This is a genomic window from Pseudomonas sp. St290 (genome assembly GCF_018325805.1).
Classification (GTDB): Bacteria; Pseudomonadota; Gammaproteobacteria; order Pseudomonadales; family Pseudomonadaceae; genus Aquipseudomonas; species Aquipseudomonas bijieensis.
Genome location: NZ_AP014703.1, coordinates 2,678,558 through 2,703,567, shown reverse-complemented (window position 1 = coordinate 2,703,567; position 25,010 = coordinate 2,678,558). Strand labels below are relative to the sequence as shown.

General features: G+C 61.4%; 29 protein-coding genes and 1 pseudogene. 20 read left to right on the top strand and 10 right to left on the bottom strand.

Annotation, left to right across the window (positions count from 1 at the left end; genetic code table 11):
- Positions 1-29 precede the first annotated feature (29 nt).
- Positions 30-551 carry a lactoylglutathione lyase gene (gene gloA / locus PBDP_RS11955; protein WP_109755190.1) on the top strand — a complete coding sequence of 174 codons (522 nt, stop codon included), beginning with the start codon at positions 30-32 and terminating at the stop codon, positions 549-551.
- 240 nt (positions 552-791) lie between these two features.
- Here gloA and ahpF read toward each other — a convergent pair whose 3' ends face one another.
- The 4 genes from ahpF to galU form a co-directional block, all read right to left on the bottom strand.
- Complete coding sequence (gene ahpF / locus PBDP_RS11950; protein WP_109755192.1) at positions 792-2,354, bottom strand: alkyl hydroperoxide reductase subunit F; 1,563 nt, start codon at positions 2,352-2,354, stop codon at positions 792-794.
- Positions 2,355-2,478: 124 nt separating this feature from the next.
- Positions 2,479-3,042, bottom strand: coding sequence for an alkyl hydroperoxide reductase subunit C (gene ahpC / locus PBDP_RS11945; protein ID WP_025213143.1), 564 nt, complete (start codon positions 3,040-3,042; stop codon positions 2,479-2,481).
- Positions 3,043-3,215: 173 nt separating this feature from the next.
- The gene (gene gorA, locus PBDP_RS11940) at positions 3,216-4,574 is read right to left on the bottom strand and encodes a glutathione-disulfide reductase (protein ID WP_109755193.1); all 1,359 of its coding nucleotides are present in this window, start codon (positions 4,572-4,574) and stop codon (positions 3,216-3,218) included.
- Positions 4,575-4,900: 326 nt separating this feature from the next.
- Positions 4,901-5,740, bottom strand: coding sequence for a UTP--glucose-1-phosphate uridylyltransferase GalU (gene galU / locus PBDP_RS11935; protein ID WP_003182953.1), 840 nt, complete (start codon positions 5,738-5,740; stop codon positions 4,901-4,903).
- Between the two features lie 234 nt (positions 5,741-5,974).
- Here galU and PBDP_RS11930 point away from each other — a divergent pair, with 234 nt between their 5' ends.
- Positions 5,975-6,190, top strand: coding sequence for a hypothetical protein (locus PBDP_RS11930; RefSeq protein WP_109755194.1), 216 nt, complete (start codon positions 5,975-5,977; stop codon positions 6,188-6,190).
- A gap of 114 nt (positions 6,191-6,304) precedes the next feature.
- A complete protein-coding gene (locus tag PBDP_RS11925) occupies positions 6,305-6,586 on the top strand; it encodes a hypothetical protein (RefSeq protein WP_109755195.1) in 282 nt (93 codons plus the stop codon).
- Between the two features lie 3 nt (positions 6,587-6,589).
- Here PBDP_RS11925 and PBDP_RS11920 read toward each other — a convergent pair whose 3' ends face one another.
- Entirely contained in the window at positions 6,590-6,820 is a 231-nt protein-coding gene (locus tag PBDP_RS11920) for a hypothetical protein (RefSeq protein ID WP_109755196.1), read from the bottom strand.
- A gap of 109 nt (positions 6,821-6,929) precedes the next feature.
- Positions 6,930-7,283 (bottom strand): hypothetical protein, encoded by a 354-nt coding sequence (locus PBDP_RS11915; RefSeq protein WP_109755197.1) that lies wholly within the window; start codon positions 7,281-7,283, stop codon positions 6,930-6,932.
- A gap of 202 nt (positions 7,284-7,485) precedes the next feature.
- On the opposite strand from PBDP_RS11915, the gene PBDP_RS11910 reads away from it, so the two are divergent.
- The 5 genes from PBDP_RS11910 to ada all read left to right on the top strand — a co-directional run bounded on the left by PBDP_RS11910 (position 7,486) and on the right by ada (position 10,812).
- Complete coding sequence (locus PBDP_RS11910; protein WP_109755198.1) at positions 7,486-7,788, top strand: DUF1883 domain-containing protein; 303 nt, start codon at positions 7,486-7,488, stop codon at positions 7,786-7,788.
- Between the two features lie 28 nt (positions 7,789-7,816).
- Complete coding sequence (locus tag PBDP_RS11905; protein WP_162893818.1) at positions 7,817-7,987, top strand: hypothetical protein; 171 nt, start codon at positions 7,817-7,819, stop codon at positions 7,985-7,987.
- Between the two features lie 276 nt (positions 7,988-8,263).
- Entirely contained in the window at positions 8,264-8,983 is a 720-nt protein-coding gene (locus PBDP_RS11900; protein ID WP_212802283.1) for a 2OG-Fe(II) oxygenase, read from the top strand.
- Complete coding sequence (alkB, locus tag PBDP_RS11895) at positions 8,970-9,650, top strand: DNA oxidative demethylase AlkB (protein ID WP_109755200.1); 681 nt, start codon at positions 8,970-8,972, stop codon at positions 9,648-9,650. The genes PBDP_RS11900 and alkB overlap by 14 nt, the downstream gene beginning before the upstream one ends.
- Before the next feature lie 88 nt (positions 9,651-9,738).
- Complete coding sequence (gene ada, locus PBDP_RS11890; protein WP_212802282.1) at positions 9,739-10,812, top strand: bifunctional DNA-binding transcriptional regulator/O6-methylguanine-DNA methyltransferase Ada; 1,074 nt, start codon at positions 9,739-9,741, stop codon at positions 10,810-10,812.
- On the opposite strand, the gene PBDP_RS11885 is transcribed toward ada, so the two are convergent.
- Complete coding sequence (locus tag PBDP_RS11885; RefSeq protein WP_109755202.1) at positions 10,776-11,264, bottom strand: GyrI-like domain-containing protein; 489 nt, start codon at positions 11,262-11,264, stop codon at positions 10,776-10,778. The genes ada and PBDP_RS11885 overlap by 37 nt on opposite strands.
- Before the next feature lie 147 nt (positions 11,265-11,411).
- On the opposite strand from PBDP_RS11885, the gene PBDP_RS11880 reads away from it, so the two are divergent.
- The 8 genes from PBDP_RS11880 (at position 11,412) to PBDP_RS11845 (ending at position 18,221) form a co-directional block, all read left to right on the top strand.
- Positions 11,412-12,485, top strand: coding sequence for an NAD(P)H-dependent flavin oxidoreductase (locus PBDP_RS11880; RefSeq protein ID WP_212802281.1), 1,074 nt, complete (start codon positions 11,412-11,414; stop codon positions 12,483-12,485).
- Between the two features lie 350 nt (positions 12,486-12,835).
- Entirely contained in the window at positions 12,836-13,588 is a 753-nt protein-coding gene (modA, locus tag PBDP_RS11875) for a molybdate ABC transporter substrate-binding protein (RefSeq protein WP_109755204.1), read from the top strand.
- A complete protein-coding gene (modB, locus tag PBDP_RS11870; RefSeq protein ID WP_212802280.1) occupies positions 13,589-14,275 on the top strand; it encodes a molybdate ABC transporter permease subunit in 687 nt (228 codons plus the stop codon). It abuts the gene before it with no gap.
- Between the two features lie 3 nt (positions 14,276-14,278).
- On the top strand, positions 14,279-15,358 hold the full coding sequence (gene modC / locus PBDP_RS11865; RefSeq protein WP_116832089.1) for a molybdenum ABC transporter ATP-binding protein: 1,080 nt from the start codon (positions 14,279-14,281) through the stop codon (positions 15,356-15,358).
- A 209-nt stretch (positions 15,359-15,567) separates the two neighbouring features.
- Complete coding sequence (locus PBDP_RS11860; RefSeq protein WP_212802279.1) at positions 15,568-16,623, top strand: DNA topoisomerase IB; 1,056 nt, start codon at positions 15,568-15,570, stop codon at positions 16,621-16,623.
- Positions 16,624-16,739: 116 nt separating this feature from the next.
- Positions 16,740-17,303: an ATP-dependent Clp protease proteolytic subunit gene (locus PBDP_RS11855; protein ID WP_057450977.1), complete on the top strand. Its 564-nt coding sequence runs from the start codon at positions 16,740-16,742 to the stop codon at positions 17,301-17,303.
- A 126-nt stretch (positions 17,304-17,429) separates the two neighbouring features.
- Entirely contained in the window at positions 17,430-17,609 is a 180-nt protein-coding gene (locus PBDP_RS11850; protein ID WP_109755208.1) for a con-10 family general stress protein, read from the top strand.
- A gap of 141 nt (positions 17,610-17,750) precedes the next feature.
- Positions 17,751-18,221, top strand: a complete 471-nt coding sequence (locus tag PBDP_RS11845) for an arsenate reductase ArsC (RefSeq protein WP_109755209.1) — start codon at positions 17,751-17,753, stop codon at positions 18,219-18,221.
- Between the two features lie 4 nt (positions 18,222-18,225).
- Here PBDP_RS11845 and PBDP_RS11840 read toward each other — a convergent pair whose 3' ends face one another.
- Positions 18,226-18,759, bottom strand: a complete 534-nt coding sequence (locus tag PBDP_RS11840; RefSeq protein ID WP_212802278.1) for a DUF3087 family protein — start codon at positions 18,757-18,759, stop codon at positions 18,226-18,228.
- Between the two features lie 217 nt (positions 18,760-18,976).
- Here PBDP_RS11840 and ppnN point away from each other — a divergent pair, with 217 nt between their 5' ends.
- A complete protein-coding gene (gene ppnN / locus PBDP_RS11835; protein ID WP_025213122.1) occupies positions 18,977-20,350 on the top strand; it encodes a nucleotide 5'-monophosphate nucleosidase PpnN in 1,374 nt (457 codons plus the stop codon).
- 125 nt (positions 20,351-20,475) lie between these two features.
- On the opposite strand, the gene PBDP_RS11830 is transcribed toward ppnN, so the two are convergent.
- Together PBDP_RS11830 and PBDP_RS11825 are read right to left on the bottom strand one after the other, a co-directional pair.
- Positions 20,476-21,123, bottom strand: coding sequence for an HAD-IA family hydrolase (locus PBDP_RS11830; protein ID WP_109755211.1), 648 nt, complete (start codon positions 21,121-21,123; stop codon positions 20,476-20,478).
- A gap of 211 nt (positions 21,124-21,334) precedes the next feature.
- Positions 21,335-22,681, bottom strand: coding sequence for an MATE family efflux transporter (locus tag PBDP_RS11825; protein WP_109755212.1), 1,347 nt, complete (start codon positions 22,679-22,681; stop codon positions 21,335-21,337).
- A gap of 698 nt (positions 22,682-23,379) precedes the next feature.
- On the opposite strand from PBDP_RS11825, the pseudogene PBDP_RS11820 reads away from it, so the two are divergent.
- From PBDP_RS11820 to PBDP_RS11810, 3 genes and pseudogenes are all read left to right on the top strand, one after another.
- Positions 23,380-24,324: pseudogene (locus PBDP_RS11820) on the top strand (methyl-accepting chemotaxis protein); the annotation flags it as partial.
- Positions 24,325-24,335: 11 nt separating this feature from the next.
- A complete protein-coding gene (locus PBDP_RS11815) occupies positions 24,336-24,704 on the top strand; it encodes a response regulator (RefSeq protein WP_003203044.1) in 369 nt (122 codons plus the stop codon).
- 15 nt (positions 24,705-24,719) lie between these two features.
- On the top strand, positions 24,720-25,004 hold the full coding sequence (locus tag PBDP_RS11810; RefSeq protein WP_109755214.1) for an STAS domain-containing protein: 285 nt from the start codon (positions 24,720-24,722) through the stop codon (positions 25,002-25,004).
- The last annotated feature ends 6 nt before the right edge of the window (positions 25,005-25,010 follow it).

Below are 25,010 nucleotides of genomic sequence, written 5' to 3'. Positions count from 1 at the left end.
GTTTGCCCCACTTATTTTCCGGAGGGCCCATGAGCCTGCACGAACTCAATACTTTCCCGGGCGTCACCGCCCAACCTGACGCCGCCACAGCCAAGTTCGTCTTCAACCACACCATGCTGCGGGTCAAGGACATCACCCAGTCGCTGGATTTCTACACCCGCGTGCTGGGTTTCTCGCTGGTGGAGAAACGCGACTTCCCGGAAGCCGAATTCAGCTTGTATTTCCTGGCTTTGGTGGATAAAAGCCAGATCCCAGCGGATGCCGCAGCACGTACCGAATGGATGAAGTCGATCCCTGGCATCCTCGAACTGACCCACAACCATGGCACCGAAAGCGACCCGGCGTTCGCCTACCATAATGGCAACAGCGACCCACGCGGCTTCGGCCACATCTGCATCTCTGTACCGGACATCGTCGCCGCCTGCGAGCGCTTCGAAGCACTGGGCTGCGATTTCCAGAAGCGCCTGAACGATGGCCGTATGAAAAGCCTGGCCTTCATCAAGGACCCGGATGGCTACTGGGTCGAAATCATCCAGCCTGCGCCGCTTTAACACTCACCAGCGCTCCCACATTTGATTGTCAGTGACGTGGATTTTTCGCCCCGCACAAATCCCCTGTGGGAGCGAGCCTGCTCGCGATGACGGCGGCACATTCAGCATTGATGCAGGCTGACCCACTGCTATCGCGAGCAGGCTCGCTCCCACATCGGTTAGTGGTGAGTGCGTGAAATAGCCAATAAAAAACCCCATGAGCCAGGCTCATGGGGTTTTGTTTTTGCTGCTATCGGTTGTTCAAGCCGGCGCAGAGGTACGGATCAGGTGATCGAAGGCGCTCAACGAGGCCTTGGCGCCCTCGCCCACGGCAATCACGATCTGCTTGTACGGCACGGTGGTCACGTCACCTGCGGCGAACACACCAGGGATCGAGGTTTCACCACGGGCATCGACAATGATCTCGCCCCGCGGCGACAGCTCGACGGTGCCTTTGAGCCAATCGGTGTTGGGCAACAGGCCGATCTGCACGAAGATCCCTTCCAGCGCCACATCCCGTACTTCACCGCTCGGGCGGTCCTTGTAGCGCAAGCCATTGACCTTCTGGCCATCCCCCGTCACTTCAGTGGTCTGGGCGTTGGTAATCACGGTGACGTTCGACAGGCTGTGCAGTTTGCGCTGCAACACCGCGTCGGCACGCAATTGCACATCGAACTCCAGCAAGGTGACATGGGCGACGATACCGGCCAGGTCGATAGCCGCTTCGACGCCGGAGTTACCGCCACCAATCACCGCCACGCGCTTGCCTTTGAACAGCGGACCGTCGCAGTGCGGGCAGTACGCCACACCCTTGTTACGATACTGCTGCTCGCCCGGCACGTTCATTTCGCGCCAGCGGGCACCGGTCGCCAGGATCACGGTCTTGGCCTTGAGGTTCGCACCGCTGGCGAACTTGATTTCATGCAGCCCGCCGTCCTTGCCCGGCACCAGGGCGTCGGCGCGCTGCAGGTTCATGATGTCCACGTCGTACTGCTTGACGTGTTCTTCCAGGGCGACGGCCAGTTTCGGCCCTTCGGTCTCCTGGACCGAGATGAAGTTCTCGATGGCCATGGTGTCGAGCACCTGGCCGCCGAAACGTTCGGCCGCCACGCCAGTGCGGATGCCTTTACGGGCCGCGTAGATCGCCGCCGAAGCGCCAGCCGGGCCACCGCCGACCACCAGTACATCAAAGGCGTCCTTGGCACTGATTTTCTCGGCCTGGCGTTCGATACCGCTGGTGTCGATCTTGGCGAGAATTTCTTCCAGGCCCATGCGGCCCTGGCCGAAGTTCACGCCATTGAGGTAAATGCTTGGCACGGCCATGATCTGACGTTCATCGACTTCGGCCTGGAACAGCGCGCCGTCGATGGCGACGTGGTGAATGTTCGGGTTCAGCACCGCCATCAGGTTCAGCGCCTGGACCACGTCCGGGCAGTTCTGGCACGACAGCGAGAAATAGGTCTCGAAGTTGAACTCGCCCTTGAGGGAGCGGATCTGTTCGATGACTTCGACACTGGCCTTCGAAGGGTGGCCGCCGACTTGCAACAAGGCCAACACCAGCGAAGTGAATTCGTGGCCCATGGGAATGCCGGCAAAACGCAGGCTGATATCGGCTCCCGGGCGATTCAACGAGAACGAAGGCTTACGCGCATCGCTGCCGTTGTCGAGCAAAGTAATCTGGTGGGAAAGACTGGCGACGTCTTGGAGTAACGCGAGCATTTCCTGGGATTTCGCACCGTCGTCGAGGGAGGCGACGATCTCGATCGGCTGGGTGACCCGTTCCAGGTATGACTTCAACTGAGCTTTAAGATTGGCGTCCAACATACGGGCGATTTCCATTTTTTGAATTTCAGAAAAAACAACGCCCGAGCGAATCTCGCCCGGGCGTTTTTTGGGGCGAAGCGGCTTACTTGATTAAGAGCGAATCGCCCTCGGATGACTCACAGACTCAGATCTTGCCGACCAGGTCCAGGGACGGAGCCAGGGTGGCCTCGCCTTCTTTCCACTTGGCTGGGCAGACTTCGCCAGGGTGAGCGGCAACGTATTGAGCGGCCTTGATCTTGCGCAGCAGCTCGGAAGCGTCACGACCTACACCGCCGTCGTTGAGTTCAACGATCTTGATCTGGCCTTCTGGGTTGATCACGAAAGTGCCGCGGTCAGCCAGGCCAACTTCTTCGATCAGCACGTCGAAGTTGCGGGAGATAACGTGGGTTGGGTCGCCGATCATGGTGTACTGGATCTTGCCGATGGCTGGCGAAGTGTTGTGCCAGGCCGCATGGGCAAAGTGGGTGTCGGTCGACACGCTGTAGATCTCGACGCCCAGTTTCTTGAACTCGGCGTAATTGTCGGCCAGGTCTTCCAGCTCGGTTGGGCAAACGAAGGTGAAGTCGGCTGGGTAGAAGAACACTACAGACCACTTGCCTTTCAGGTCGGCGTCCGATACCGGAACGAATTCGCCGTTTTTGAAAGCGGTAGCGTTGAACGGTTTAACTTGGCTGTTGATGATAGGCATCGATGTTTCTCCGTCAGGGTTGAAAGTTGATGGAGAGGATCTTAACCACTCATCCCCGGGCTGGCTCATTGGCAAACCTCATGTGAATGATTGGTTTTGGCTATCAGCAGCTAAATAGATAGAAGAAAACTTAATATGGCGAGCAGACTCGCTCGCCATCGGTTCGGCAGGGATCAGGAGGCCACGGGGGTACGCATCGTCACGAACTCTTCGGCGGCGGTCGGGTGCACGCCGATGGTTTCGTCGAAGTCGCGCTTGGTGGCGCCGGCCTTGAGGGCAATGGCCAGTCCCTGGACGATTTCCCCGGCATCCGGCCCGACCATGTGGCAACCCAGCACCTTGTCGGTCTTGGCATCCACCACCAGTTTCATCAGGGTGCGCTCCTGGCAGTCGGTCAAGCTCAGCTTCATCGGCCGGAAGCGGCTTTCGAAAATCTCTACCGTATAGCCCTCCTCCTCGGCCTGCTCCTGGGTCAAACCCACTGTACCAATGTTCGGCAGGCTGAACACGGCGGTGGGAATCATCCGGTAATCCACCAGGCGATACTGTTCGGGCTTGAACAGACGTCGCGCCACCGCCATGCCTTCGGCCAGGGCGACGGGGGTGAGCTGGACACGACCGGTCACGTCGCCAATGGCCAGGATCGACGGTTCAGTGGTCTCGTATTTTTCGTTGACCTGGACAAAGCCCTTCTCATCCAGCGTGACGCCAGTGTTTTCCAGCCCCAGATTGTCGAGCATCGGCCGCCGGCCGGTGGCGTAGAACACGCAATCGGTGATCAACGTCTTGCCATCCTTGAGCTCGACACTGAGGCTGCCATCGTCGAGTTTTTCGATGGATTTGATGTCGGCGTTGAACTGCAGGTCCAGGCCACGGCGGGTCAGCTCTTGCGCCAGGTGCATGCGCACCGCACCGTCAAAGCCGCGCAGGAACAGCTCACCGCGGTAGAGCAACGACGTCTGCGCGCCCATGCCGTGGAAAATCCCGGCGAACTCCACCGCAATGTAGCCACCGCCCACCACGATGACGCGCTTGGGCAGTTCCTTGAGGAAAAATGCCTCGTTGGAGCTGATGGCATGCTCGCGCCCCGGAATGTCCGGGATCACCGGCCAGCCGCCGGTGGCGATCATGATGTGCTTGGCGCTGTAACGCTGGCCGTTGATCTCGACCTCATGGGGCCCGGTGATCCTGGCGTGACCTTCGTGCAGCACCACGCCGCTGTTGACCAGCAGGTTGCGGTAGATGTCGTTGAGGCGATTGATCTCCCGGTTCTTGTTGGCGATCAGCGTGGCCCAGTCGAAACTCGGCTCCCCCGCCGTCCAGCCATAGGCCGACGCTTGTTCGAAGTCTTCGGCGTAATGCGCGCCGTAGACCAGCAGCTTCTTGGGCACGCAGCCCACGTTCACGCAGGTGCCGCCCAGGTAGCGGCTTTCCGCCACGGCAACCTTGGCCCCGAAACCAGCGGCAAACCGCGCCGCCCGTACACCACCGGAACCGGCGCCAATCACATACAAGTCAAAATCGTAGGCCATTTCTATCTCCTTCGGCAGGTCATCAGCATACCTGCTGTTTTCACCTGAGGCAGCGTTGCGATGGTTATGGGGGCGGAACCTGAAAAGCCAAACGGCATCTTTCGCAGCTTGCCTTAGTGGCGAGGGAGCTTGCTCCCGCTCGGCTGCGAAGCAGTCGTAAAACCTGCTGGCGCGGTCTACCCGAAAGAACGCGTCAGTGAGTTTGGGTCGGCTTCGCCGCCCAGCGGGAGCAAGCTCCCTCGCCACGGGATCTTCAGTGCCTGCGATTTGTAGAAAAAAAACGCCCCGAACCAGTCGGGGCGTTTTTCAAGGCGCGGCGCAGGCTATCAGTAAGCCTTGCCGGTCTTGTAGAAGTTCTCGAAGCAGAAGTTGGTCGCGTCGATGTAGCCTTCGGCGCCACCGCAGTCGAAACGCTTGCCCTTGAACTTGTAGGCCATGACGCAGCCGTTCTGGGCCTGCTTCATCAGGGCGTCGGTGATCTGGATTTCACCGCCCTTGCCTGGCTCGGTCTGTTCGATCAGGTCGAAGATGTCCGGGGTCAGGATGTAGCGACCGATGATCGCCAGGTTCGACGGTGCGTCTTCAGGTTTTGGTTTTTCAACCATGCTGTGGACGCGGTAGATGTCGTCGCGGATCATTTCGCCGGCAATCACGCCGTACTTGTTGGTTTCCTGCGGATCGACTTCCTGGATCGCCACGATGGAGCAGCGGAACTGCTTGTACAGCTTGACCATCTGGGTCAGTACGCCGTCGCCTTCGAGGTTGACGCACAGGTCGTCCGCCAGGACCACGGCGAACGGTTCGTCACCGATCAGTGGGCGACCGGTCAGGATCGCGTGGCCCAGGCCTTTCATTTCGGTCTGGCGGGTGTAGGAGAACGAGCACTCATCCAGCAGTTTGCGGATGCCGACCAGGTATTTTTCCTTGTCGGTACCCTTGATCTGGTTTTCCAGCTCGTAGCTGATGTCGAAATGGTCTTCCAGCGCGCGCTTGCCGCGGCCAGTCACGATGGAGATTTCAGTCAGGCCCGCATCGAGGGCTTCTTCGACGCCGTACTGGATCAGTGGCTTGTTCACCACCGGCAGCATTTCTTTGGGCATGGCTTTAGTCGCTGGCAGGAAGCGAGTACCGTAACCGGCTGCTGGGAACAAGCATTTCTTGATCATATAAGTCCTTGAAAAGGCGGTGTGTACGAGTTTCGGCGCAGTCTAATCAGGCGACGGGCACCTTACAATGCCCGCACTGGCCAACCGATGCCATCATAGAGAAATAAAAAACGACGGATAGTTCAATCGCCTTTCGTTTCGATGGCTGCAGCGGCCCCACTCTACGCCAGTGAGCGCTGTTTGCGAGCATTTGACGTATCATGGCGGCCTTGATCACGCCAATGAGGCAACTAGATGTCGGCAACAAGAAACGCAAACGGTTATTCGGTCAGCCAGGACAAGGACGGCCAATGGTGGATTATCAACTACCACGGTGAGCAGGTCGCCGGCCCCTTGCCCAGCAAGGCCATGGCCGTGGAAGTGGCCGCGGTTTTCCAGGACGAACGCGCCGCGCCTGCGGCGAAAGAACGCGACACCGCCCCCGCACGCAGCCCCCGCCGCAAGAAGTAAACAGACAAGCCTCAAGTAAATGACGCACGGCATTGAACGGGGCTTTGTTTATCTGTACCGGAATGGCCATTCGCTATATTCTCGCGCCTGCCCTCCCTTCCTGATGACGATTCCATGAAAACACTTTTGGCGCTGTTTGCCGTCCTGGCCTTGGCGGGCTGTGCCTCTGCCGAAAAAACCTACCTGGCAAATGGCGAGCAGGGACTGGCCATCGATTGCTCCGGCGAAGCCAATGACTGGGCCACCTGTTATGAAAAAGCCGATGCGTCCTGTGCCGGCACCGGCTACCGCATCGTCGGCACCGATGGCACACCGCAGGCCAAGGAAAGCGAAAAGACCCTGGGTGTCGACGTCGGCAACTACACCAGCCGCAGTGTCGTGGTGGTGTGCAAGTAAGAACTACATGTGGATCTCGGCGAACTTGATACCCAGGCCGCGTATGGTCTCGATCAGTTCGTCGAGGCTGCTGAAGGATTCGACTTCGTCCTGCTCATCCACCAGGAAAAAGCTGCGCCCGGCGCTTTTCTTGAAGAACACGATCCATTCGCCCGGGCTCGCCGGATTCTGGATCACATGAGTGGCAGATATAAGACCTTCTGCATGGCGCTCACGCACCTGCTCGCGCTTCATCGACTGACTCCATAAATGACAATGCCGCCAACGTTGACCGTGGCGGCATTTTTTGTCGAGGGCAACAGTTTATCCGATGCCCGGCCCGCTCGTCAGGCGCAGCCTGCGATCAGCCGGAAATGCAGGCGTTGGCCGCATCCTGCACGTCGCCCGGACGTACCGGTACGTTGGACATGCTTTCGTGCAACTTGATGCTGCTGCCACTGGAGCGCTCGTCAATGTCGAACACCGCAGCCGGCAGGGTCGACAGTTTGCCCGGGACGATCAGCCGCACACCACCATTCTTGTGCGGCTCCACTTGCAATGGACCACGGCTGCTGGCCAGTTTGTCAGAAACACACTTGGCATATTCGTGGGGTTTCTTTCCGGAAATGACGCTCATGGTGGGCGGCGTCTGGTTGATGTCCGATACCGATGCACATCCACTCATGGCCAATGCCAACACCCACACGCTGCGCTTCATATGATTCCTCCAATAAAGACCCTCCGACAGTGCAGATGCCGTTTTTCTCCGGTACCGCACCGCTTTTTTTATCCCGCTTCCTGCGATAAATGAACAAAGCCTGGAGCGCGGGCCGGATATTAACACTCGGGGCTGATAAACTGCGCATCATTGCCCTTGCTATCGTTTTGATTTGGTAGAAAAAGCCCTCTGGAGGCGCCCCATGAAATTCATTCACCAGCGCGAGCACCTGAACGAAGACGACATCGTCGTCATCGAATGCTCCCAAATGTGCAACATCCGTTTGATGAACGACGCCAACTTCCGCAGCTTCAAGAACGGCGGCCGGCACACTTATCACGGCGGCGCGTTCGACACCTTCCCGGCCAGGATCACCGCCCCTAGCACCGGTTTCTGGAACATCACCATCGACACCGTCAACCGCCGTGCAATCAGCGTCACGCGCAAGCCGAACCTGACTCACAAGATCAAAATCATCCGGCGTTCCAGCTCGAAACTGAGCTGAGCATCGCCCCTTCAAGAAAGGTAAAACCGTGGCCCAGACGACCAAATACGTCATCAAGTACAAGCTCAACGGCGAACGCCGCTTCGAATTCGCGCAACTGGAAAACGGCACCGAGGAAGAAGCCAGGGCCGCGTTGCAGAAACTGCATGGCGAAACCGACGATGTGATCAGCGAAATCGGTGTCAGCAAAGCGCTGTAACGACTCATCCCGATTGATTTCAGCTGATGGCCCCATGGCCAGTGAACGCCATGCTCTTGTGGCGAGGGAGCTTGCTCCCGCTCGGCTGCGCAGCAGTCGTAAAACCTGCTGGCGCGGTCTACCTGAAAGAATGCGTCAGTGAGTTTGGGTCGGCTTCGCCGCCCAGCGGGAGCAAGCTCCCTCGCCACAGGGAATGGCTGCGCACCGCAAGAATCGGAGTGCCCGGCAACGCAGCACTACGCAGACTGAACAGTCCTTCCCAACAGGATTGCTATCGTGCCCCCTACGCCTTCCCTGCCCCAACACCTCGCCGACCTTGACTGGCCCGCCCTGGAACAGAGCCTCGACCAGGACGGCTGTGCAATCATTCGCAACCTGCTGCCGCCAGCGCAATGCCGGCTGCTCAGTGATTTGTACGCCGAACCCGGGCTTTTTCGTTCCCGGGTGATCATGGCCCGCCATGGATTCGGGCGCGGCGAGTATCAGTATTTTCGCTATCCGTTGCCCGACCTCGTCCAGCAATTGCGTCAATCCTTGTATCCGCAGCTGGTACCGCTGGCGAACCGCTGGAACGAATGCATGGGCCTTGAGGTGCGATACCCCGACGAGCACGCCGACTTTATTCAGCGCTGCCATGCCGCCGGGCAGCAACGCCCTACGCCGTTGTTGCTGCAATACGGTCCGCAGGACTACAACTGTCTGCATCAGGATTTGTACGGCGAGCAGGTGTTCCCGTTGCAGGTGGCGATCCTGCTGGCGGAACCGGGCGAGGATTTTACCGGCGGCGAGTTCGTCCTCACCGAACAGCGCCCGCGCATGCAGTCGCGGCCGCAGATCATCGATCTGAAACAGGGCGATGCAGTGGTATTTGCCGTGCATCAACGGCCGGTCAAAGGCGTTCGCGGTTATTATCGGGTGAACATGCGTCATGGCGTCAGCTGCGTGCACAGCGGCAGGCGGCACACCTTGGGAATCATTTTTCATGATGCGCAGTAGTGACACACCGCTCACATTGGACCTGTTCGCCGACCAGGCGCCCACCACGCCCGGCCAGGTCGAACAGATCGGCCAACAATCCTTCGTGCTACGCGGGTTCGCCCTGCCCTGGCTGGAGCATTTGCTGCCGGCCCTGGAAAGCGTCTTGCAGGCCGCGCCGTTCCGGCAGATGGTCACGCCCGGCGGCTTTACCATGTCGGTGGCCCTGAGCAGTTGCGGCGCGCTGGGCTGGACCACCGACCGCAGCGGCTATCGCTACACCGCCCATGACCCGCAGACCGGCCAGCCCTGGCCCGAGATGCCGGCGGTGTTTCGCGAGCTGGCCCAGGCCGCCGCCCGGCAGGCACAGTTCGAGCATTTCGAGCCCGACAGCTGCCTGATCAACCGCTACGTGCCCGGCGCGCGGATGTCGCTGCATCAGGACAAGAACGAACGTTCCCTCGCCGCCCCCATCGTCTCGGTGTCCCTGGGCTTGCCAGCGGTGTTCCAGTTCGGCGGCTTCGAGCGCAGCGACAAGAGCCTGCGCATCCCGTTGCTGCACGGCGACATCGTGGTCTGGGGCGGCGTGGACCGCTTGCGTTACCACGGCGTGCTGCCCCTTAAGGAAGGACAGCATCCGCGCCTGGGCAGCCAGCGGATCAACCTGACGTTTCGCACCGCCGGATGACGGTGCAGAATTCAACCGCAAGACCCGGAGTGTTGCCACCCCACAGGCTCGCTACTGTAGACAAAACGGGCCAATGGACATAACGACCATGAACAGCACTTCGAACAATCTCGCCCCTGAACTGGATCCGCGCTGGGCCGCCGTGCTCGCCCGGGATCCGCGCGCCGATGGGCAATTCGTCTATGGCGTGAAAACCACCGGCATCTACTGCCACCCCAGCAGCCTGTCGCGGCTGCCCAACCCGCGTAACGTCGAGTTCTTCGACACCCCGGAACAAGCCCAGGCAGCCGGTTATCGCCCCAGCAAGCGCGCGGCCAGGGACCAGACCCAGGTCGCCGCCCAACAAGCGGCCCGGGTCGCGGCGGCCTGCCGGCAGATCGAGGCGGCCGAGGAGCTGCCGGGGCTGAATGAACTGGCAGCCAGCGCCGGCTTGAGCCCCTTCCATTTTCATCGGATCTTCAAGGCCGTCACCGGCCTGACCCCCAAGGGTTACGCCGCCGCCCATCGCTCACGCAGGGTGCGCGAACGCCTGGCCGATGGCGGCACGATCACCGAAGCGCTGTACGACGCCGGTTTCAATTCCAACAGCCGCTTCTATGAAGCCGCCGACAAAGTCCTCGGCATGAAACCCACCGACTACCGCGCCAAGGGCCAGAACACCGACATCCGTTTCGCCGTCGGCCAATGCTCCCTCGGGGCGATCCTGGTGGCGCAAAGCGAACGTGGCGTGTGCGCGATCCTGCTGGGAGACGACCCGGACACGCTGGTGCGGGACCTGCAAGACAAATTCCGTCGGGCCAATCTCATCGGTGCCGACCGCGAATTCGAGCAGTTGATCGCCCAAGTAGTGGGCTTTATCGAAGCCCCGGCGCTGGGCCTGGACCTGCCCCTGGACCTGCGCGGCACCGCGTTCCAGGAGCGGGTCTGGCAAGCCCTGCGGGACATTCCACCGGGCAGCACCGCCAGCTACGCCGAGATCGCCCAGCGCATCGGCATGCCCAAGGCCGTGCGCGCCGTGGCCCAGGCCTGCGGTGCCAACAGCCTGGCGGTGGCGATCCCTTGTCACCGGGTGGTGCGCAGCGACGGCAACCTGTCGGGCTATCGCTGGGGCGTGGAACGCAAGCGTCAGTTGCTGGCGCTGGAACGCTCGTCCGCGGACTGAACGCCAATGTAGATCGCCACGGATTCGTCGCCGCTGTAGACCTCGAAATCGGTGGTGAAGCGACGCAGTGTCTGCGGGTTATCGGCGAAGTACGCCCAGATCAGGCCCCAGGTCTGGATTACGCAATCGGGCATCGGCCCTTTGGCCGCAAACATCAGGTAGTCCCCGCCTTCGATGTCCACGGCGGGGTAGCCTGCGCTGGTCGCATCCACCTGCACCCCGGCCGTCACGTCGAAATAGCCGGTGGCGTCGGACTCGTAATTGGAATACACCCCGTAGACGAACGACTCCGACTGCCTGGCCGGAATCGTGTCGAACAGCTCTTCGGTGAAGAACTGCTGCCACATCGGACCGATCCTGGCCGTGTCGGGTTGCTGCTCGTCGGTGTTGCGGGTACGCACCTGCAGGCCGGCCACGGTGAAAGGTTCGACGGTCTTGAGTTTCACTTCCATGAGTCAGGCTCCTTGATGAATGAAGCCGCATGGTAACCCTCCCGTTGTGGGGATCAAGTTACGGTGCGCCATTGAAAACTCGACTGGCCTTGGCCGGGGTACACCTGCTAAAAACGCTGTTTCCTTTCTGCCGTCGGAGACCCGCACATGAGCCAGTGGCCAGATACGCGCATTCTTGACCTGCTCGGAATCGAGCTGCCGATTATCCAGGGGCCGCTGGCCGGGGTGACCGGGCCGGCCATGGTGGTGGCGACCTGCAATGCCGGCGGGCTGGGTTCGATGCCGGCGGCGATGCTGGATGTCGAGCAACTGCGCCAGGCACTGACGACCATCGGTGAACAGACCGACAAGCCATTCAATGTGAATTTTTTCTGTCACCAGCCGCCGGCGTTCGATGAACAGCGGGCCGAGGCCTGGAAGCAGCGGCTCAAGCCGTACTACCAGGAACTGGGCGCGGACTTCGACGCGCCGACGCCGGTGTCCAACCGCACGCCGTTCGATGATGCGGCCTGCCGTGTGCTGGAGGAGATGCGTCCGAAAGTGGTCAGTTTCCACTTCGGCCTGCCGGAAAAATCCTTGCTGGATCGAGTGAAGGCCACTGGCGCGAAAATCCTTTCGTCGGCCACCACCGTCGAGGAAGCCATCTGGCTGGAACAGCACGGTTGCGACGCGATCATCGCCATGGGCTATGAAGCAGGCGGGCATCGCGGGATGTTTCTCAGTGACGACCTCAATACCCAGGTCGGGCTGTTCGCCTTGTTGCCCCAGGTGGTGGACGCGGTGAAGGTGCCGGTGATTGCTGCTGGCGGAATCGGGGATGCGCGGGGAATCGTCGCCGCGTTCGCCCTTGGCGCCTCGGCGGTGCAACTGGGCAGCGCCTATCTGTTCACGCCCGAGGCCAAGATCAGCGCGTCCCATCACCGGGCGCTGCGCACAGCCAAGGAAAGCCAGACCGCCGTCACCAACCTGTTCACCGGCCGCCCGGCCCGGGGCATCGTCAACCGGGTGATGCGCGAAGTGGGCCCGATGAGCCCGCTGGCCCCGGCCTTTCCCCTGGCCGGCGGGGCCTTGATGCCGTTGCGCGCCAAGGATGAAGCGGACTTCAGCAACCTCTGGGCCGGCCAGGCGTTTCCCCTGGGTCGCGAGTTGTCGAGCGCCGAGCTGACCCGGCGGCTGGCCGAGGAGACATTGGCCCGATTGAACAGCCGTGGCAGTTCCTGACTCATCATCGCCTGTCAGGCCGCCATCGCGAGCAGGCTCGCTCCCACAGAGGATCTGTGGCGAACACAGCACTTGGTAGACCTGTGGGAGCGAGCTTGCTCGCGATGGCGGTGGATCAGCTTGCATCAGTGCTGAATGTGCTGCCGCTATCGCGAGCAAGCTCGGCTCCCACAGGGTTGGTGTTGGGCACAGACCTTGCGAACACTCGAAATCCAATGTGGGAGCGAGCCTGCTCGCGATGGCGGCAGTCCTCTCACACCAATGTCCCCGACAAATTGCCGCGTTCCGTTTGCCAGTCATTCGCTATATATTCTGGTATATAGCGAATATGACCCTACGGAGCCGTCCCCATGCCCTTTCCCCGCTTCGCGCCGTTGCTGCTGACCACACTGTTTACCGTTGGCACCGTCCAGGCCGATGAGGTGCAAGTGGCGGTTGCCGCCAATTTCACCGCCCCGCTCCAGGCCATCGCCGCCGATTTCGAAAAAGACACCGGGCACAAAGTGGTGGCCGCCTACGGTGCGACCGGACAGTTCTACACGCAGATCAAGAACGGCGCGCCGTTCGAGGTCTTCCTCGCTGCCGACGACAGCACCCCGGCCAGACTCGAAAGCGAAGGCGACACCGTCAAGGGCTCGCGCTTCACCTATGCCGTCGGCACGCTGGCGCTGTGGTCGGCCAAGGACGGTTATGTCGACGGCCAGGGCCAGGTCCTCAAGGGCAACGCTTTCCAGCACCTGTCCATCGCCAACCCGAAGGCCGCGCCCTATGGCTTGGCCGCGACCCAGGTACTGGACAAGCTGGGGTTGGCCGCGCAGGTCAAGAGCAAGATTGTCGAAGGCCAGAACATCACCCAGGCCTATCAATTCGTTTCCACCGGCAACGCCGAGCTAGGCTTCGTTGCACTGTCCCAGGTGTACAAGGACGGCAAGGTAACGGGGGGGTCGGCCTGGATCGTCCCGGCCGAACTGCATGACCCGATCAAACAGGACGCGGTGATCCTTGGCAAAGGCCGTAACAATCCGGCCGCCGTGGCGCTGGTGGATTACCTCAAGGGACCGAAAGCCGCCGCCATCATCCAAGCCTACGGTTATCAACGCTAAATGCCACTGACCAGTGCCGACTTCGCAGCGATCTGGCTGACCCTGAAACTGGCGTCGTTGACCACGGTGATCCTGCTGCTCATCGGCACGCCCATCGCCTTATGGCTGTCGCGCACCCGCTCCTGGCTGCGCGGGCCAGTGGGTGCGGTGGTGGCGTTGCCGTTGGTATTGCCGCCCACGGTGATCGGCTTTTACCTGTTGCTGGCGTTGGGGCCTAACGGCTGGATCGGCCAGCTCACCCAGACCCTCGGGTTGGGCACCCTCACCTTCACCTTCAGCTTCACCGGGTTGGTGATCGGCTCGGTGATCTATTCCATGCCGTTTGTGGTGCAGCCATTGCAGAACGCCTTTTCCGCCATCGGTAACCGCCCCCTGGAAGTCGCCGCCACCCTGCGGGCCAGTCCCTGGGATACTTTCTTCAGCGTCATCCTGCCCCTGGCTCGCCCCGGTTTTATCACCGCGGCGATTCTCGGTTTCGCCCATACCGTCGGCGAATTCGGCGTGGTACTGATGATCGGCGGCAACATCCCGGAGAAAACCCGGGTGGTGTCAGTACAGATCTACGACCATGTCGAAGCCCTGGAATATGCCCAGGCCCACTGGCTGGCGGCGGCGATGCTGGTGTTTTCATTCGTTGTGCTGCTGGCGCTGTACTCCAGCCGCAGAACCCGTGCCGGTTGGAGCTGATCGATGATTCACGCGCGTTTGCAGCTCGACCATGGGGCTTTTTCAATGGACCTGGATGTGCAACTGCCAGGCCGTGGCGTGACCGCACTGTATGGGCCTTCCGGTTCCGGCAAAACCACCTGCCTGCGCTGCATCGCCGGGCTGGAGCGGCCGCCCCGTGGTTTTATCGAAGTCAATGGCGACGTGTGGCAGGACAGCGAACACGGTGTATTCGTGCCGCCCCATAAACGGCCAGTGGGGTATGTGTTCCAGGAGGCGAGCCTGTTCGCCCATTTGTCGGTGCGGGCCAACCTGGCGTTCGGCCTCAAGCGCATTGCGCCGGCTCAACGACGGGTGGATATGGACCAGGCGACCGACTTGCTGGGCATCGGCCCCTTGCTCGATCGGCCGCCGCACAACCTGTCCGGCGGCGAACGCCAGCGGGTGGGCATCGCCCGCGCCTTGCTCACCAGCCCGCGGCTGTTGTTGATGGATGAGCCGCTGGCGGCCCTCGATACCCGGCGCAAAAACGAAATCCTGCCGTATCTGCAACGGCTCCACGATGAGCTGGATATCCCGGTGCTGTACGTCAGCCATTCCCAGGACGAAGTGGCGCGCCTGGCCGACCACATCGTGCTGCTCGATGCTGGCCGCGCTCAGGCCAGCGGCCCCATCGGTGAGACCCTGGCCCGGCTCGACCTGCCATTGGCCCTGGGGGATGACGCTGGGGTGGTGATCGAGGGCAAGGTCAGCGGTTATGACCCGACTTATCAATTGCTGACCCTGAACCTGCCCGGCAGCCAACTGAACGTACGTGTGGCCCACACGTCCCTGGCCCTCGGCCAGCCGCTGCGCTTCAAGGTCCAGGCCCGGGACGTCAGCCTGAGCCTGGCAAACGACGCCCAGACCAGCATCCTCAATCGCCTGCCAGTGACCGTGGTCAGCGAACAGGCCGCCGACAACGCCGCCCATGTGCTGATCCGTCTGGAAGCCGCCGGCACGCCACTGTTGGCGCGTATCACCCGGTATTCGCGCGACCAGTTGAAGCTGCATCCGGGGCAGGTGTTGTGGGCGCAGATCAAGGCGGTGGCGGTGTTGGCGTAGGACCCCGTAGCCAGATGATCTCACTGTGGGAGCGAGCCTGCTCGCGATAGCGGTGGTTCAGTCAACATTGATGTGGGCTGGTCTGACGCCATCGCGAGCAGGCTCGCTCCCACAGGGGTTCCTGTCCCCTTCAGAAACTTGGCACGTCCGCAACAGCCTGCGGTCAATGAATTCACAGGCCACCGGATTCGCTGCCAAGGACTTTTTTCATGCCCGACACCCTGCCCCCGGACGCACTGCCGGCCGACCTGCATTACGTCGACGACACCGCCCCGGGCATCACCCGGCGCAAATTGCGCGGCAAGTTCTGCTACTTCGACCCGCAGGGCCAGCGGATTACCGACGCCGCCGAAATCCAACGCATCAACGCCTTGGCCGTACCGCCTGCCTACACCGATGTGTGGATCTGCACCGACCCACGCGGCCATCTCCAGGCCACCGGTCGCGATGCCCGGGGCCGCAAGCAATACCGTTACCACGCGCGCTGGCGTGAAGTGCGCGATGCGGACAAATACTCGCGCATGCTCGAATTCGGCCGCACCCTGCCGCGCTTGCGCAAACGCCTGGAAGAGATCCTGGCCCAGCCCGGTTTCAGCCGCGACAAGGTCATGGCCACGGTCATCACCTTGCTGGACGTAACCCTGATCCGCGTCGGCAACACCCAGTACGCCCGAGACAATCGCTCCTACGGCCTGACGACCCTGCGCAGCAAACATGTCGAGGTCAACGGCAGCGCCATCGCCTTCCAGTTCCGCGGCAAGAGCGGCGTCGAACACCAGATCACCGTGAAAGACCGGCGCCTGGCACGGATCATCAAGCGCTGCCAGGAGATCCCCGGGCAGAACCTGTTCCAGTATCTGGACGAACACGGCGAGCGCCACGCCATCAGTTCTTCGGACATCAACGCCTACCTCAAGACCCTCACCGGTGCGGACTTCACCGCCAAGGACTACCGCACCTGGGCCGGCAGTGCGGCGGCCCTGGCCGGGCTGCGGACGCTGCGTTGGGAAACCGAGACCGAGGCCAAGAAACACGTGGCCGAGATGGTCAGGCACGTCGCCCGGCAACTGGGCAACACGCCGACCGTCTGTCGCAAGTGCTACATTCATCCTGCAGTGGTCGAGGGTTTCCTGCTCGGCGCCCTGGGGGAACTGCCCAAACCCCGGGCACGCAAAGGCCTCAGTGAGGAAGAAGCCGGGTTGACGCTGTTCCTGCAGCGCATGACAGACGCCGCCCAGGCGTGCGAACAACAGCAACCGGCTTGATGCGTCCATGGGCTGCTAGCCCTGGATGAGGAACATCCGCAGACCGCTGGACTCCCAACTGTACAGCGCCACCGTTGCGCAGGCACGTCAACGGATGAAGTCGACAGGAGTTTCAGATGTCCGAACACATTGTCCATTTCCATTGCCAGATCGATCAGGGCACCACGGAACGCTTCCGGGACAATTGCCTGGAAGCCATCGAAAAAGGCGCCGATTCGCTGATGCTCAATCTCTCCACGGTCGGTGGCAGTACCAACTTCGGTTTCACCCTCTACACCTTCATCAAGTCCCTTCCGGTGCCAGTACGTGCGGTGAACGCCGGCAACATAGAGTCGATGGGCATCGTCATGTACCTGGCCGCCAGCGACCGCACCACCACCCCGCACTCGCGTTTTCTGATCCACCCGATGAACTGGTACTTCGGCCAGAAATCGGTGGACCATTCACGCTTGCGCGAATACCTGTCCAGCCTGGACAACGACGTGGCGCGCTATGTGGAAATCTACGTCAAGGAGACCGCCGGCGCCGCGACACAGCTGGATATCTTCAAATGCCTGTGCGCCGAGGAACGGGTCATTCCGGCGGAAAACTCCCTGGCATTCGGCATTGCCCATCGAGTCGAGCAAGTGGTTTTTCCGACAGATGCCAAGCATTGGAAAGTCAGCGGCGGCGAGGATTAGAACTACACATCCACGGGCTGACCATTCGTCGCCAGCCAGAGAGTTTTTTTAAACTTCCCCCGGCCATTTTCTTTCCCAAATAATGCGAGGCACGTTGCTCGCTCAACCAAAATGAGGATTCTCGAGATGGCCAGTAGCGGAAACAAAAACCCAGGCAACTTCGCAAACGATCGTGAAAAGGCATCTGAAGCCGGCAAGAAAGGCGGACAAGCGTCGGGCGGCAACGTTGCCAACGACCGGCAGAAAGGCACCGGCGCCGGTAACAAAGGCAGTGAACGCGGCCAAGGCGGCGGCAGAAAATCGTAACTCTCCCAACCGCTGGGGCGCAGGCATCCTGCGCCCTGGCGCTATCTGCTCATATCCTCATCACAAATACGAAATTCCATATATTCGATTGTCCGCATATACTCCGGCGCAGCCCTACCTTGCGCTTATCGGAGCCGATCGATGAAAGTCCTCTTCATGTGCACAGCCAACAGCTGTCGCAGCATTCTCAGCGAAGCGATGTTCAACCACCTGGCTCCCGTCGAGTTCGAAGCCGTCAGCGCCGGCAGCTTCCCCAAGGGCCAGGTGCTGCCGCGCAGCCTGAGTACCTTGCAGGAGGCCGGCATCAGCATCAAAGGCTTGCGCAGCAAGGGCAACGACGCCTTCGAAAGCAACCCGCCGGACATCGTCATCACGGTGTGCGACAACGCCGCCAATGAAGCTTGCCCGGTGTACTTTGGCCCGGCGATCAAGACCCATTGGGGCCTGGCGGATCCGTCGGAAGTCCAAGGCAGCGACGATCAGATCAGCCAGGCTTTCCACAGCACGCTGGACCGTATCGAAACCCGCTGCAGGGCCTTTTTCGCCCTGCCCTTCGACCAGCTCGACGCCCAGGCGCTGAAAGCCGAACTTGACCGTATCGGCACGCTTTGACCGATCAACCTGCGCGATAGGCCTGCTTCAGCGTCTCGATCCAGCTCGAGTCCAGGCGCGACTGTTCAGGATCCAGGCCCAGCGCCTGCATCTTCACCAAGTGCGCGTCGGCCTCCCGGGCCAGCGAGCCCTGGGCGCTGGAGTTGGCGTCCAGCTGATGCATCTGGGCCAACCCCAGGTGGTAGAAACGCAGCAATTTCATGGCGGTGGGGTCTTGGGCCTGCACGCCGGCGGTCACCTGATGCATCACGTTGGTGATTTTCATCAGGCTGCGCTTGAGCTGCCAACCGTACACCGCCGCGGCCATCCACGGCTGCGACCAGAAATACAGGCGCATCAGCGCCGCCATCGCCAGCACCGCGACAATCACCCCGCCGAGATTGAAACGAAAGTTATCGCCCCCCGGCGTACCGAACAGCATCACCGCCAGGCTGGACAGCAGCATCGCCAGGGCCAGGAACACCACCGCGATGATCAGGGTGCTGCGGCGGGTCTGCTTGCGGTAGGTGTCGCCATCCCACGGTTTGATCTCGAACATCGCGGTGCAATTTCCTTGTACGGCATCAAAAGAGTCACGCATTATCGCCTGCCCGGTCGATTTAGCTATGCTGGGGCTCATTTTGTAGCGCAACCGACTCGCCGGGTCCGGATCAAAGTCCATGGCGATAGCGCAAGGATCGTGCGATCTTTCTGCGTGGACGTTTTTTTCAAGATGCCGTCGTTGTGTGCATGGCATCGTTTTCAAGGAAAGCTGAATGACTCAAAGACATGTAATCAACGCCTCGGTAAGCCCCAAGGGCAGCCTGGAGACCTTGTCCCAGCGCGAAGTCCAGCAACTGAGCGAAGCCGGTTCCGGCAGTATCTATACCCTCTTCCGCCAGTGCGCCCTGGCCATCCTCAACACTGGCGCCCATGTTGATAACGCCAAGACCATCCTGGAAGCCTACAAGGACTTCGAGATCCGTATTCACCAGCAGGACCGCGGTGTGCGCCTGGAGCTGCTGAACGCGCCAGCCGATGCGTTCGTCGACGGCGAGATGATCGCCAGCACCCGCGAGATGCTCTTCAGCGCCCTGCGCGACATCGTCTACACCGAGAACGAACTGGACAGCCAGCGCATCGACCTGAGCTCGTCCCAGGGCATCAGCGACTACGTGTTCCACCTGTTGCGCAACGCCCGCACCTTGCGCCCTGGCGTGGAGCCGAAAATCGTCGTGTGCTGGGGCGGTCACTCGATCAACACCGAAGAATACAAATACACCAAGAAAGTCGGCCACGAACTGGGCTTGCGCAGCCTGGACATCTGCACCGGTTGCGGCCCCGGCGTGATGAAAGGCCCGATGAAAGGCGCCACCATCGCCCACGCCAAGCAACGCATCCATGGCGGTCGCTACCTGGGCCTGACGGAGCCGGGCATCATCGCGGCCGAAGCGCCGAACCCGATCGTCAATGAGCTGGTGATCCTGCCGGACATCGAGAAGCGCCTGGAAGCCTTCGTGCGCGTCGGCCACGGCATCATCATCTTTCCGGGCGGTGCCGGTACGGCGGAGGAATTCCTCTACCTGCTGGGCATCCTGATGCACCCGGCCAACCAGGACCTGCCCTTCCCGGTGGTCCTCACCGGGCCGAAAAGCGCCGCGCCGTACCTCGACCAGTTGCATGCGTTTGTCGGTGCGACCCTGGGCGAGGCGGCGCAGAAGCACTACCAGATCATCATCGACGACCCGGCCGAAGTGGCACGGCAGATGACCCAGGGGCTCAAGGAGGTCAAGCAGTTCCGCCGCGAGCGCAACGACGCCTTCCACTTCAACTGGCTGCTGAAGATCGACGAAGGTTTCCAGCGCCCGTTCGACCCGACCCACGCCAACATGGCCAGCCTGGGCCTGAGCCGCGACCTGCCCGCCCACGAACTGGCGGCCAACCTGCGCCGGGCGTTCTCGGGCATCGTGGCGGGTAACGTCAAGGACAAGGGCATCCGCCTGATCGAAGAGCACGGCCCGTACGAAATCCACGGCGACGCCGCCATCATGGAACCCCTCGACCGCCTGCTCCAGGCCTTCGTCGCCCAGCACCGCATGAAACTGCCGGGCGGCGCGGCGTATGTGCCGTGCTATCGCGTGGTGACCTGAGCCGCAAAGTCCTCGCTCCCCTGTGGGAGCGAGCCTGCTCGCGAAGGCGTCGGCACATCCAATATTGATGCAAGCTGACCCACCGCTATCGCGAGCAGGCTCGCTCCCACAGAGGACTTGTGCGGTTACTGAATCCGTATCAGGCCGGCTTCATTCATCTCAACAGCAAGCCCAAGGTAATCCTTGATCTGCGGATGGTGGGTGACCACCGGGTGCGTATGGGTCGCCGTCACCACCATCACGTCGGCCCCTGATGCCTCGCCAGCGCGGATGCCGGCATCTGCGTCTTCAAAGACCAGACATTCCTGCGGCGCCACTTGCAAGCGCTCTGCGGCCAGTCGATAGCAGGCCGGGTTGGGCTTGCCATCGTTGACATCTTCGGAAGTGACCATCACCAAGGGGCGTGGAATCCCGGCGGCGTCCATACGCCGCAAGGCCAGTGCCATCGGCGCCGAAGTGACAATCGCCCATTGGCTAGGCGGCAGGCCTTTCAGAAACGCAGCCGCACCGGCCACTTGCACCACGCCTTCGACATCCTCGATTTCCTCCCGGGTAATCTGCTCAGCCTCGGCCTGGGCATCCACCCCCGGCAGATGCTGGCGGGCGATGGTGTCGATGGCGCGCACGCCATGGATCGTCGGCAGGAACGTCGCCACGTCCACGCCGTGGCGCAGGGCCCAGCGTGTCCAGATGCGCTCGGCGGCGGCGATGGAATTGAGCAGGGTGCCGTCCATGTCGAAGAGGAAGGCGCGGTAGGAACGGTGGTCTGGCATCGGATCCTCAATGATGAAGGGGTGGATAACAGCCACTGTAACATCGCCAGGCACCGAACCTGTGGGAGCAGAACCTGTGGGAGCAAAGCTTGCTCGCGATAGCGGTTTCAAAGCCCATGGGGGGCGTTGTATGTGACGACGTCATCGCGAGCAAGCTTTGCTCCCACAGGTTCGCACACAGGGCGTTTGTGTTGTTTTACAAAACGGCGATCTAAACGAGGCGCTCGATCGGCTGATGCTGCCACACCAGCTTGTAATACAGCGTCTGCAACAACAGCATGCCCAGGTAAGCCACCGGGAACGCCATCCACACCCCTTGCAGCCCGAAGTGAGCGTCCAACAGGTACGCCGCTGGCACCTGCACACCGACAATGCAGAAGATCGAGATGGCGACCGGCACCAGCACCGTGCCGCTGGCCCGCATGATGCCGCCGACAATCGCCTGGAAGCCGAACACCAGCAAGCTCCAGAGCATGATATGCAGCAAGTGTTCGGCCTGGACCCGGGCCGCCGGGTCGGTGATGAACAGCCCCAGCAGCCAGTGGGACAGCAGATAGCCCAGCAGCACCAGTCCACCGGTGAGCCAGAGGTTGAATACAAGCCCCATGCGCAGGATCGGCCCCAGGCGCTCCAGGCGTCCGGCACCGATGGCCTGGGCGCCAAGGATCGAGGCGGTGATGGCAATCGACAGCGCCGGAAACTGCACATAGTTGACGATCTGCGTCACCGCGCCGTAAGCCGCCGTGGCCTGGGAACCGTGGCGGTTGACCAGCGCCAGGATCACCAGCTCCGACAACGAAATCACCACCATCTGCAACCCCGTGGGCAGGCCGATGCGCAGCACCTTGCCAAGGATGTCCATGTCCAGGCGCATCGCCGCGAACAACGCACGGTCCGGTGCCAAGGCGTGCGCGCGACGGTTCAGGCGCCACGCCAGCATCAGCATCGCCGACGTCGTCCCCGCCAGCCCCGCCAACGCCGCGCTCTGGATGCCCATCTGCGGCAGCCCCAGCCAGCCGCGAATCAACGCTGGCGTCAGGATCAACCCGACACTGGTGGACACCAGCAACGCCAACATCGGTGACACCGTATCGCTCACCCCGCGCAGCAGTTGGGTGAACAGCACAAAGACCAGCAACATCGGCAGGATCCACAGCATCACCCGAGCATAGGAAACGGCGTCCTCCAGCACATCGGCCGGCGTGCCGAGCCCTTGCAACGCCTGGCGCGCAAAGACGCTGCCCAGCACCGCCGCCACCAGGCCGATGATCGCCCCCAGCAACAAGGTCGAACCAGCAATCGCCTTCACCGTGCCGGTTTCGCCGGCACCATAGGCCTGCCCGATCAGTACCCCCGCCCCCGCGCCCAGGCCGATCACCAGAGCGATGAAGAAAAACACGATGGGAAACATGCCCGACACCGACGCCAAGGCCTGGGTGCCAAGCATCTGGCCGATGTAGATGCTGTTGAATGTGCCGGACATGGACTGCAGGAAGTTGGACAGAACCATGGGGATCAGGAACAGGAGATAGGTTTTCCAGAGGGGCTGGGTGGGCATGGGGACTCTGATGGCAGGTTCGAAAATCCGATGCGGGGTAATTTAGCTCAATCCATTGCGTCTGTTTCAAAGAATCAACTGGAGAACACTCTTGTGGCGAGGGGATTTATCCCCGCTGGGTTGCGAAGCGACCCCAAACCCGACACCTCGCTATGACAGATGGATTGCGCTCATCTTGCAGGGGGGCTGCTTCGCACCCCAACGGGGATAAATCCCCTCGCCACAAAGTCACCCGACCTTCGTCGGGTGCATTCGACATTTTCCAGACTGCGTCTAATCTGAAGTAGCACAGTGCCACGTACTGCGTAGGTCAATGCCTACAGCAATACCGGAATCGGACAGCCGGTCTTAAAGTCCGAACGAGGGTCGCAGATAACCAGTTATTCGCAAATAACCTGTTGGCAACACTGTTCAAGGACCGAACCATGACGTCGTATTCTCACGGTCATCCCCTTTCCCAATCAAAACCACGCATCCTCTGGAGTGCTGTGCTAGTGGCCATTGCCGCGAGCATTGGCGTGCTGGCGCTCAATGGTGCGAGTGGGCAAAACATCGGTTTGAGCGTGGCGATCCTGGCCTTGGGCGTCGGTGCTGGCGTATGGGGTGCGCGTTCGCAACGCCAGCAGTTCGACAGCGCCCTGGCCGCCGCCATGGCCCACCACGACCTGCAAGGCAGCGAGCAGCTGGCCCATAAAACCCACGCACAACTCAACGAAGTCATTCTCGGGGCCATGCCGATCTGGGCCAAGCAGGTCGAAAGCTCCCGGCAACAGACCGAAACCGCAATCGTCTCCCTGGCCAGCCGCTTCACCGGCATTTCGTCACGCCTGGAAGACACCGTGCAGGCTTCGCAACTGGCCGCCGGTGAACTGGCCGGCAGCAGCAGTGGCGGCGCCGTGCAGGTACTGGCCCAGAGCGAAGGTGAACTGGTCAAGGTCATCGACTCGCTGAAAGCCACCCAGGCCAGCCGCGATGAAACCCTGGCCCAGGTGCGTAACCTGACGGCCTATACCGGCGAGCTGCGGACCATGGCCGCCGATGTCGCGGCGATTGCCGCACAGACCAACCTGCTGGCGCTCAACGCCGCCATCGAAGCCGCCCGTGCCGGCGAAGCCGGGCGTGGCTTTGCCGTGGTGGCCGACGCCGTGCGCAGCCTGTCGAGCAAGTCCAGCGAGACCGGCCAGCAGATGTCGGCCAAGGTCGACATCATCAACACCGCCATCACCCAACTGGTCCATGCCGCGTCCAGCGGAGCCGACCAGGACAGCCATTCGGTCAGTGCCTCCGAGCAAAGCATCCAGCAGGTGCTGGAGCGCTTCAAGAGTGTCACCGGCCGGTTGGCCGACTCGGCCGACATGCTGCAGCGGGAAAGCTTCGGCATTCGCGATGAACTCACCGAAGTGCTGGTCAGCCTGCAATTCCAGGATCGGGTCAGCCAGATCCTCAGCCACGTGCGCGACAACATCGAGGACCTGCATGTGCACCTGCATCAGGCCAGTCAGTCGCCCGACCAGGCCGTCTCCATCGATGCCCGCCAATGGCTGGCGCGCATGGAGACCACTTACGCCACCGACGAGCAACGCCGCAACCACCACGGCGACTCGAGTGCGCAACAGGTTTCACAGGAAATAACCTTCTTTTAGGAGAGCCTTTCATGGCTAAAAGTGTATTGGTTGTCGACGACTCCGCGAGCGTTCGGCAGGTGGTCGGCATCGCGTTGAAAAGTGCCGGCTATGACGTGATCGAGGCGAGCGATGGCAAGGATGCGCTGGGCAAGCTCAATGGCCAGAAAGTGCACCTGATCATCAGTGACGTGAACATGCCCAACATGGACGGCATCACCTTCGTCAAGGAGGTCAAGAAGCTGGCCAGCTACAAGTTCACGCCAATCATCATGCTGACCACCGAATCCCAGGAATCGAAGAAACAGGAAGGCCAGGCCGCCGGGGCCAAGGCCTGGGTGGTCAAGCCGTTCCAGCCGGCGCAGATGCTGGCAGCGGTATCCAAGCTGATTCTTCCCTGATGACCGGAGGCTCCAATGCCGTTGCACTACGAAACACAGGATGACACCGCCCAGGTGCACATCGACGGCGAGCTGACGATCTACACCGCCGCCGACCTGGCCGCGCAATGGTTACCGCACCTGGGCGCAACACCGCGAATGGCCCTCGATCTGTCGCAGATCACCGAGATGGACGGGGCCGGCCTGCAACTACTGCTGATGGTGCAGCGCGAGGCGTCCCGGGCCGGGACCCAGCTGACACTGACCGGCCAAAGCAAGGCAGTTACGCAAACACTTGCCCTGTGCAACCTGGTTGCCTAGGGCTGC

Bases quoted from the DNA above. Each gene is read 5' to 3' on its own strand.
- gloA (WP_109755190.1), top strand. From the start codon at position 30: ATGAGCCTGCACGAACTCAATACTTTCCCGGGCGTCACCGCCCAACCT.
- ahpF (WP_109755192.1), bottom strand. From the start codon at position 2,354: ATGTTGGACGCCAATCTTAAAGCTCAGTTGAAGTCATACCTGGAACGG.
- ahpC (WP_025213143.1), bottom strand. From the start codon at position 3,042: ATGCCTATCATCAACAGCCAAGTTAAACCGTTCAACGCTACCGCTTTC.
- gorA (WP_109755193.1), bottom strand. From the start codon at position 4,574: ATGGCCTACGATTTTGACTTGTATGTGATTGGCGCCGGTTCCGGTGGT.
- galU (WP_003182953.1), bottom strand. From the start codon at position 5,740: ATGATCAAGAAATGCTTGTTCCCAGCAGCCGGTTACGGTACTCGCTTC.
- PBDP_RS11930 (WP_109755194.1), top strand. From the start codon at position 5,975: ATGTCGGCAACAAGAAACGCAAACGGTTATTCGGTCAGCCAGGACAAG.
- PBDP_RS11925 (WP_109755195.1), top strand. From the start codon at position 6,305: ATGAAAACACTTTTGGCGCTGTTTGCCGTCCTGGCCTTGGCGGGCTGT.
- PBDP_RS11920 (WP_109755196.1), bottom strand. From the start codon at position 6,820: ATGAAGCGCGAGCAGGTGCGTGAGCGCCATGCAGAAGGTCTTATATCT.
- PBDP_RS11915 (WP_109755197.1), bottom strand. From the start codon at position 7,283: ATGAAGCGCAGCGTGTGGGTGTTGGCATTGGCCATGAGTGGATGTGCA.
- PBDP_RS11910 (WP_109755198.1), top strand. From the start codon at position 7,486: ATGAAATTCATTCACCAGCGCGAGCACCTGAACGAAGACGACATCGTC.
- alkB (WP_109755200.1), top strand. From the start codon at position 8,970: ATGATGCGCAGTAGTGACACACCGCTCACATTGGACCTGTTCGCCGAC.
- ada (WP_212802282.1), top strand. From the start codon at position 9,739: ATGAACAGCACTTCGAACAATCTCGCCCCTGAACTGGATCCGCGCTGG.
- PBDP_RS11885 (WP_109755202.1), bottom strand. From the start codon at position 11,264: ATGGAAGTGAAACTCAAGACCGTCGAACCTTTCACCGTGGCCGGCCTG.
- PBDP_RS11880 (WP_212802281.1), top strand. From the start codon at position 11,412: ATGAGCCAGTGGCCAGATACGCGCATTCTTGACCTGCTCGGAATCGAG.
- modA (WP_109755204.1), top strand. From the start codon at position 12,836: ATGCCCTTTCCCCGCTTCGCGCCGTTGCTGCTGACCACACTGTTTACC.
- modB (WP_212802280.1), top strand. From the start codon at position 13,589: ATGCCACTGACCAGTGCCGACTTCGCAGCGATCTGGCTGACCCTGAAA.
- modC (WP_116832089.1), top strand. From the start codon at position 14,279: ATGATTCACGCGCGTTTGCAGCTCGACCATGGGGCTTTTTCAATGGAC.
- PBDP_RS11860 (WP_212802279.1), top strand. From the start codon at position 15,568: ATGCCCGACACCCTGCCCCCGGACGCACTGCCGGCCGACCTGCATTAC.
- PBDP_RS11855 (WP_057450977.1), top strand. From the start codon at position 16,740: ATGTCCGAACACATTGTCCATTTCCATTGCCAGATCGATCAGGGCACC.
- PBDP_RS11850 (WP_109755208.1), top strand. From the start codon at position 17,430: ATGGCCAGTAGCGGAAACAAAAACCCAGGCAACTTCGCAAACGATCGT.
- PBDP_RS11845 (WP_109755209.1), top strand. From the start codon at position 17,751: ATGAAAGTCCTCTTCATGTGCACAGCCAACAGCTGTCGCAGCATTCTC.
- PBDP_RS11840 (WP_212802278.1), bottom strand. From the start codon at position 18,759: ATGTTCGAGATCAAACCGTGGGATGGCGACACCTACCGCAAGCAGACC.
- ppnN (WP_025213122.1), top strand. From the start codon at position 18,977: ATGACTCAAAGACATGTAATCAACGCCTCGGTAAGCCCCAAGGGCAGC.
- PBDP_RS11830 (WP_109755211.1), bottom strand. From the start codon at position 21,123: ATGCCAGACCACCGTTCCTACCGCGCCTTCCTCTTCGACATGGACGGC.
- PBDP_RS11825 (WP_109755212.1), bottom strand. From the start codon at position 22,681: ATGCCCACCCAGCCCCTCTGGAAAACCTATCTCCTGTTCCTGATCCCC.
- PBDP_RS11815 (WP_003203044.1), top strand. From the start codon at position 24,336: ATGGCTAAAAGTGTATTGGTTGTCGACGACTCCGCGAGCGTTCGGCAG.
- PBDP_RS11810 (WP_109755214.1), top strand. From the start codon at position 24,720: ATGCCGTTGCACTACGAAACACAGGATGACACCGCCCAGGTGCACATC.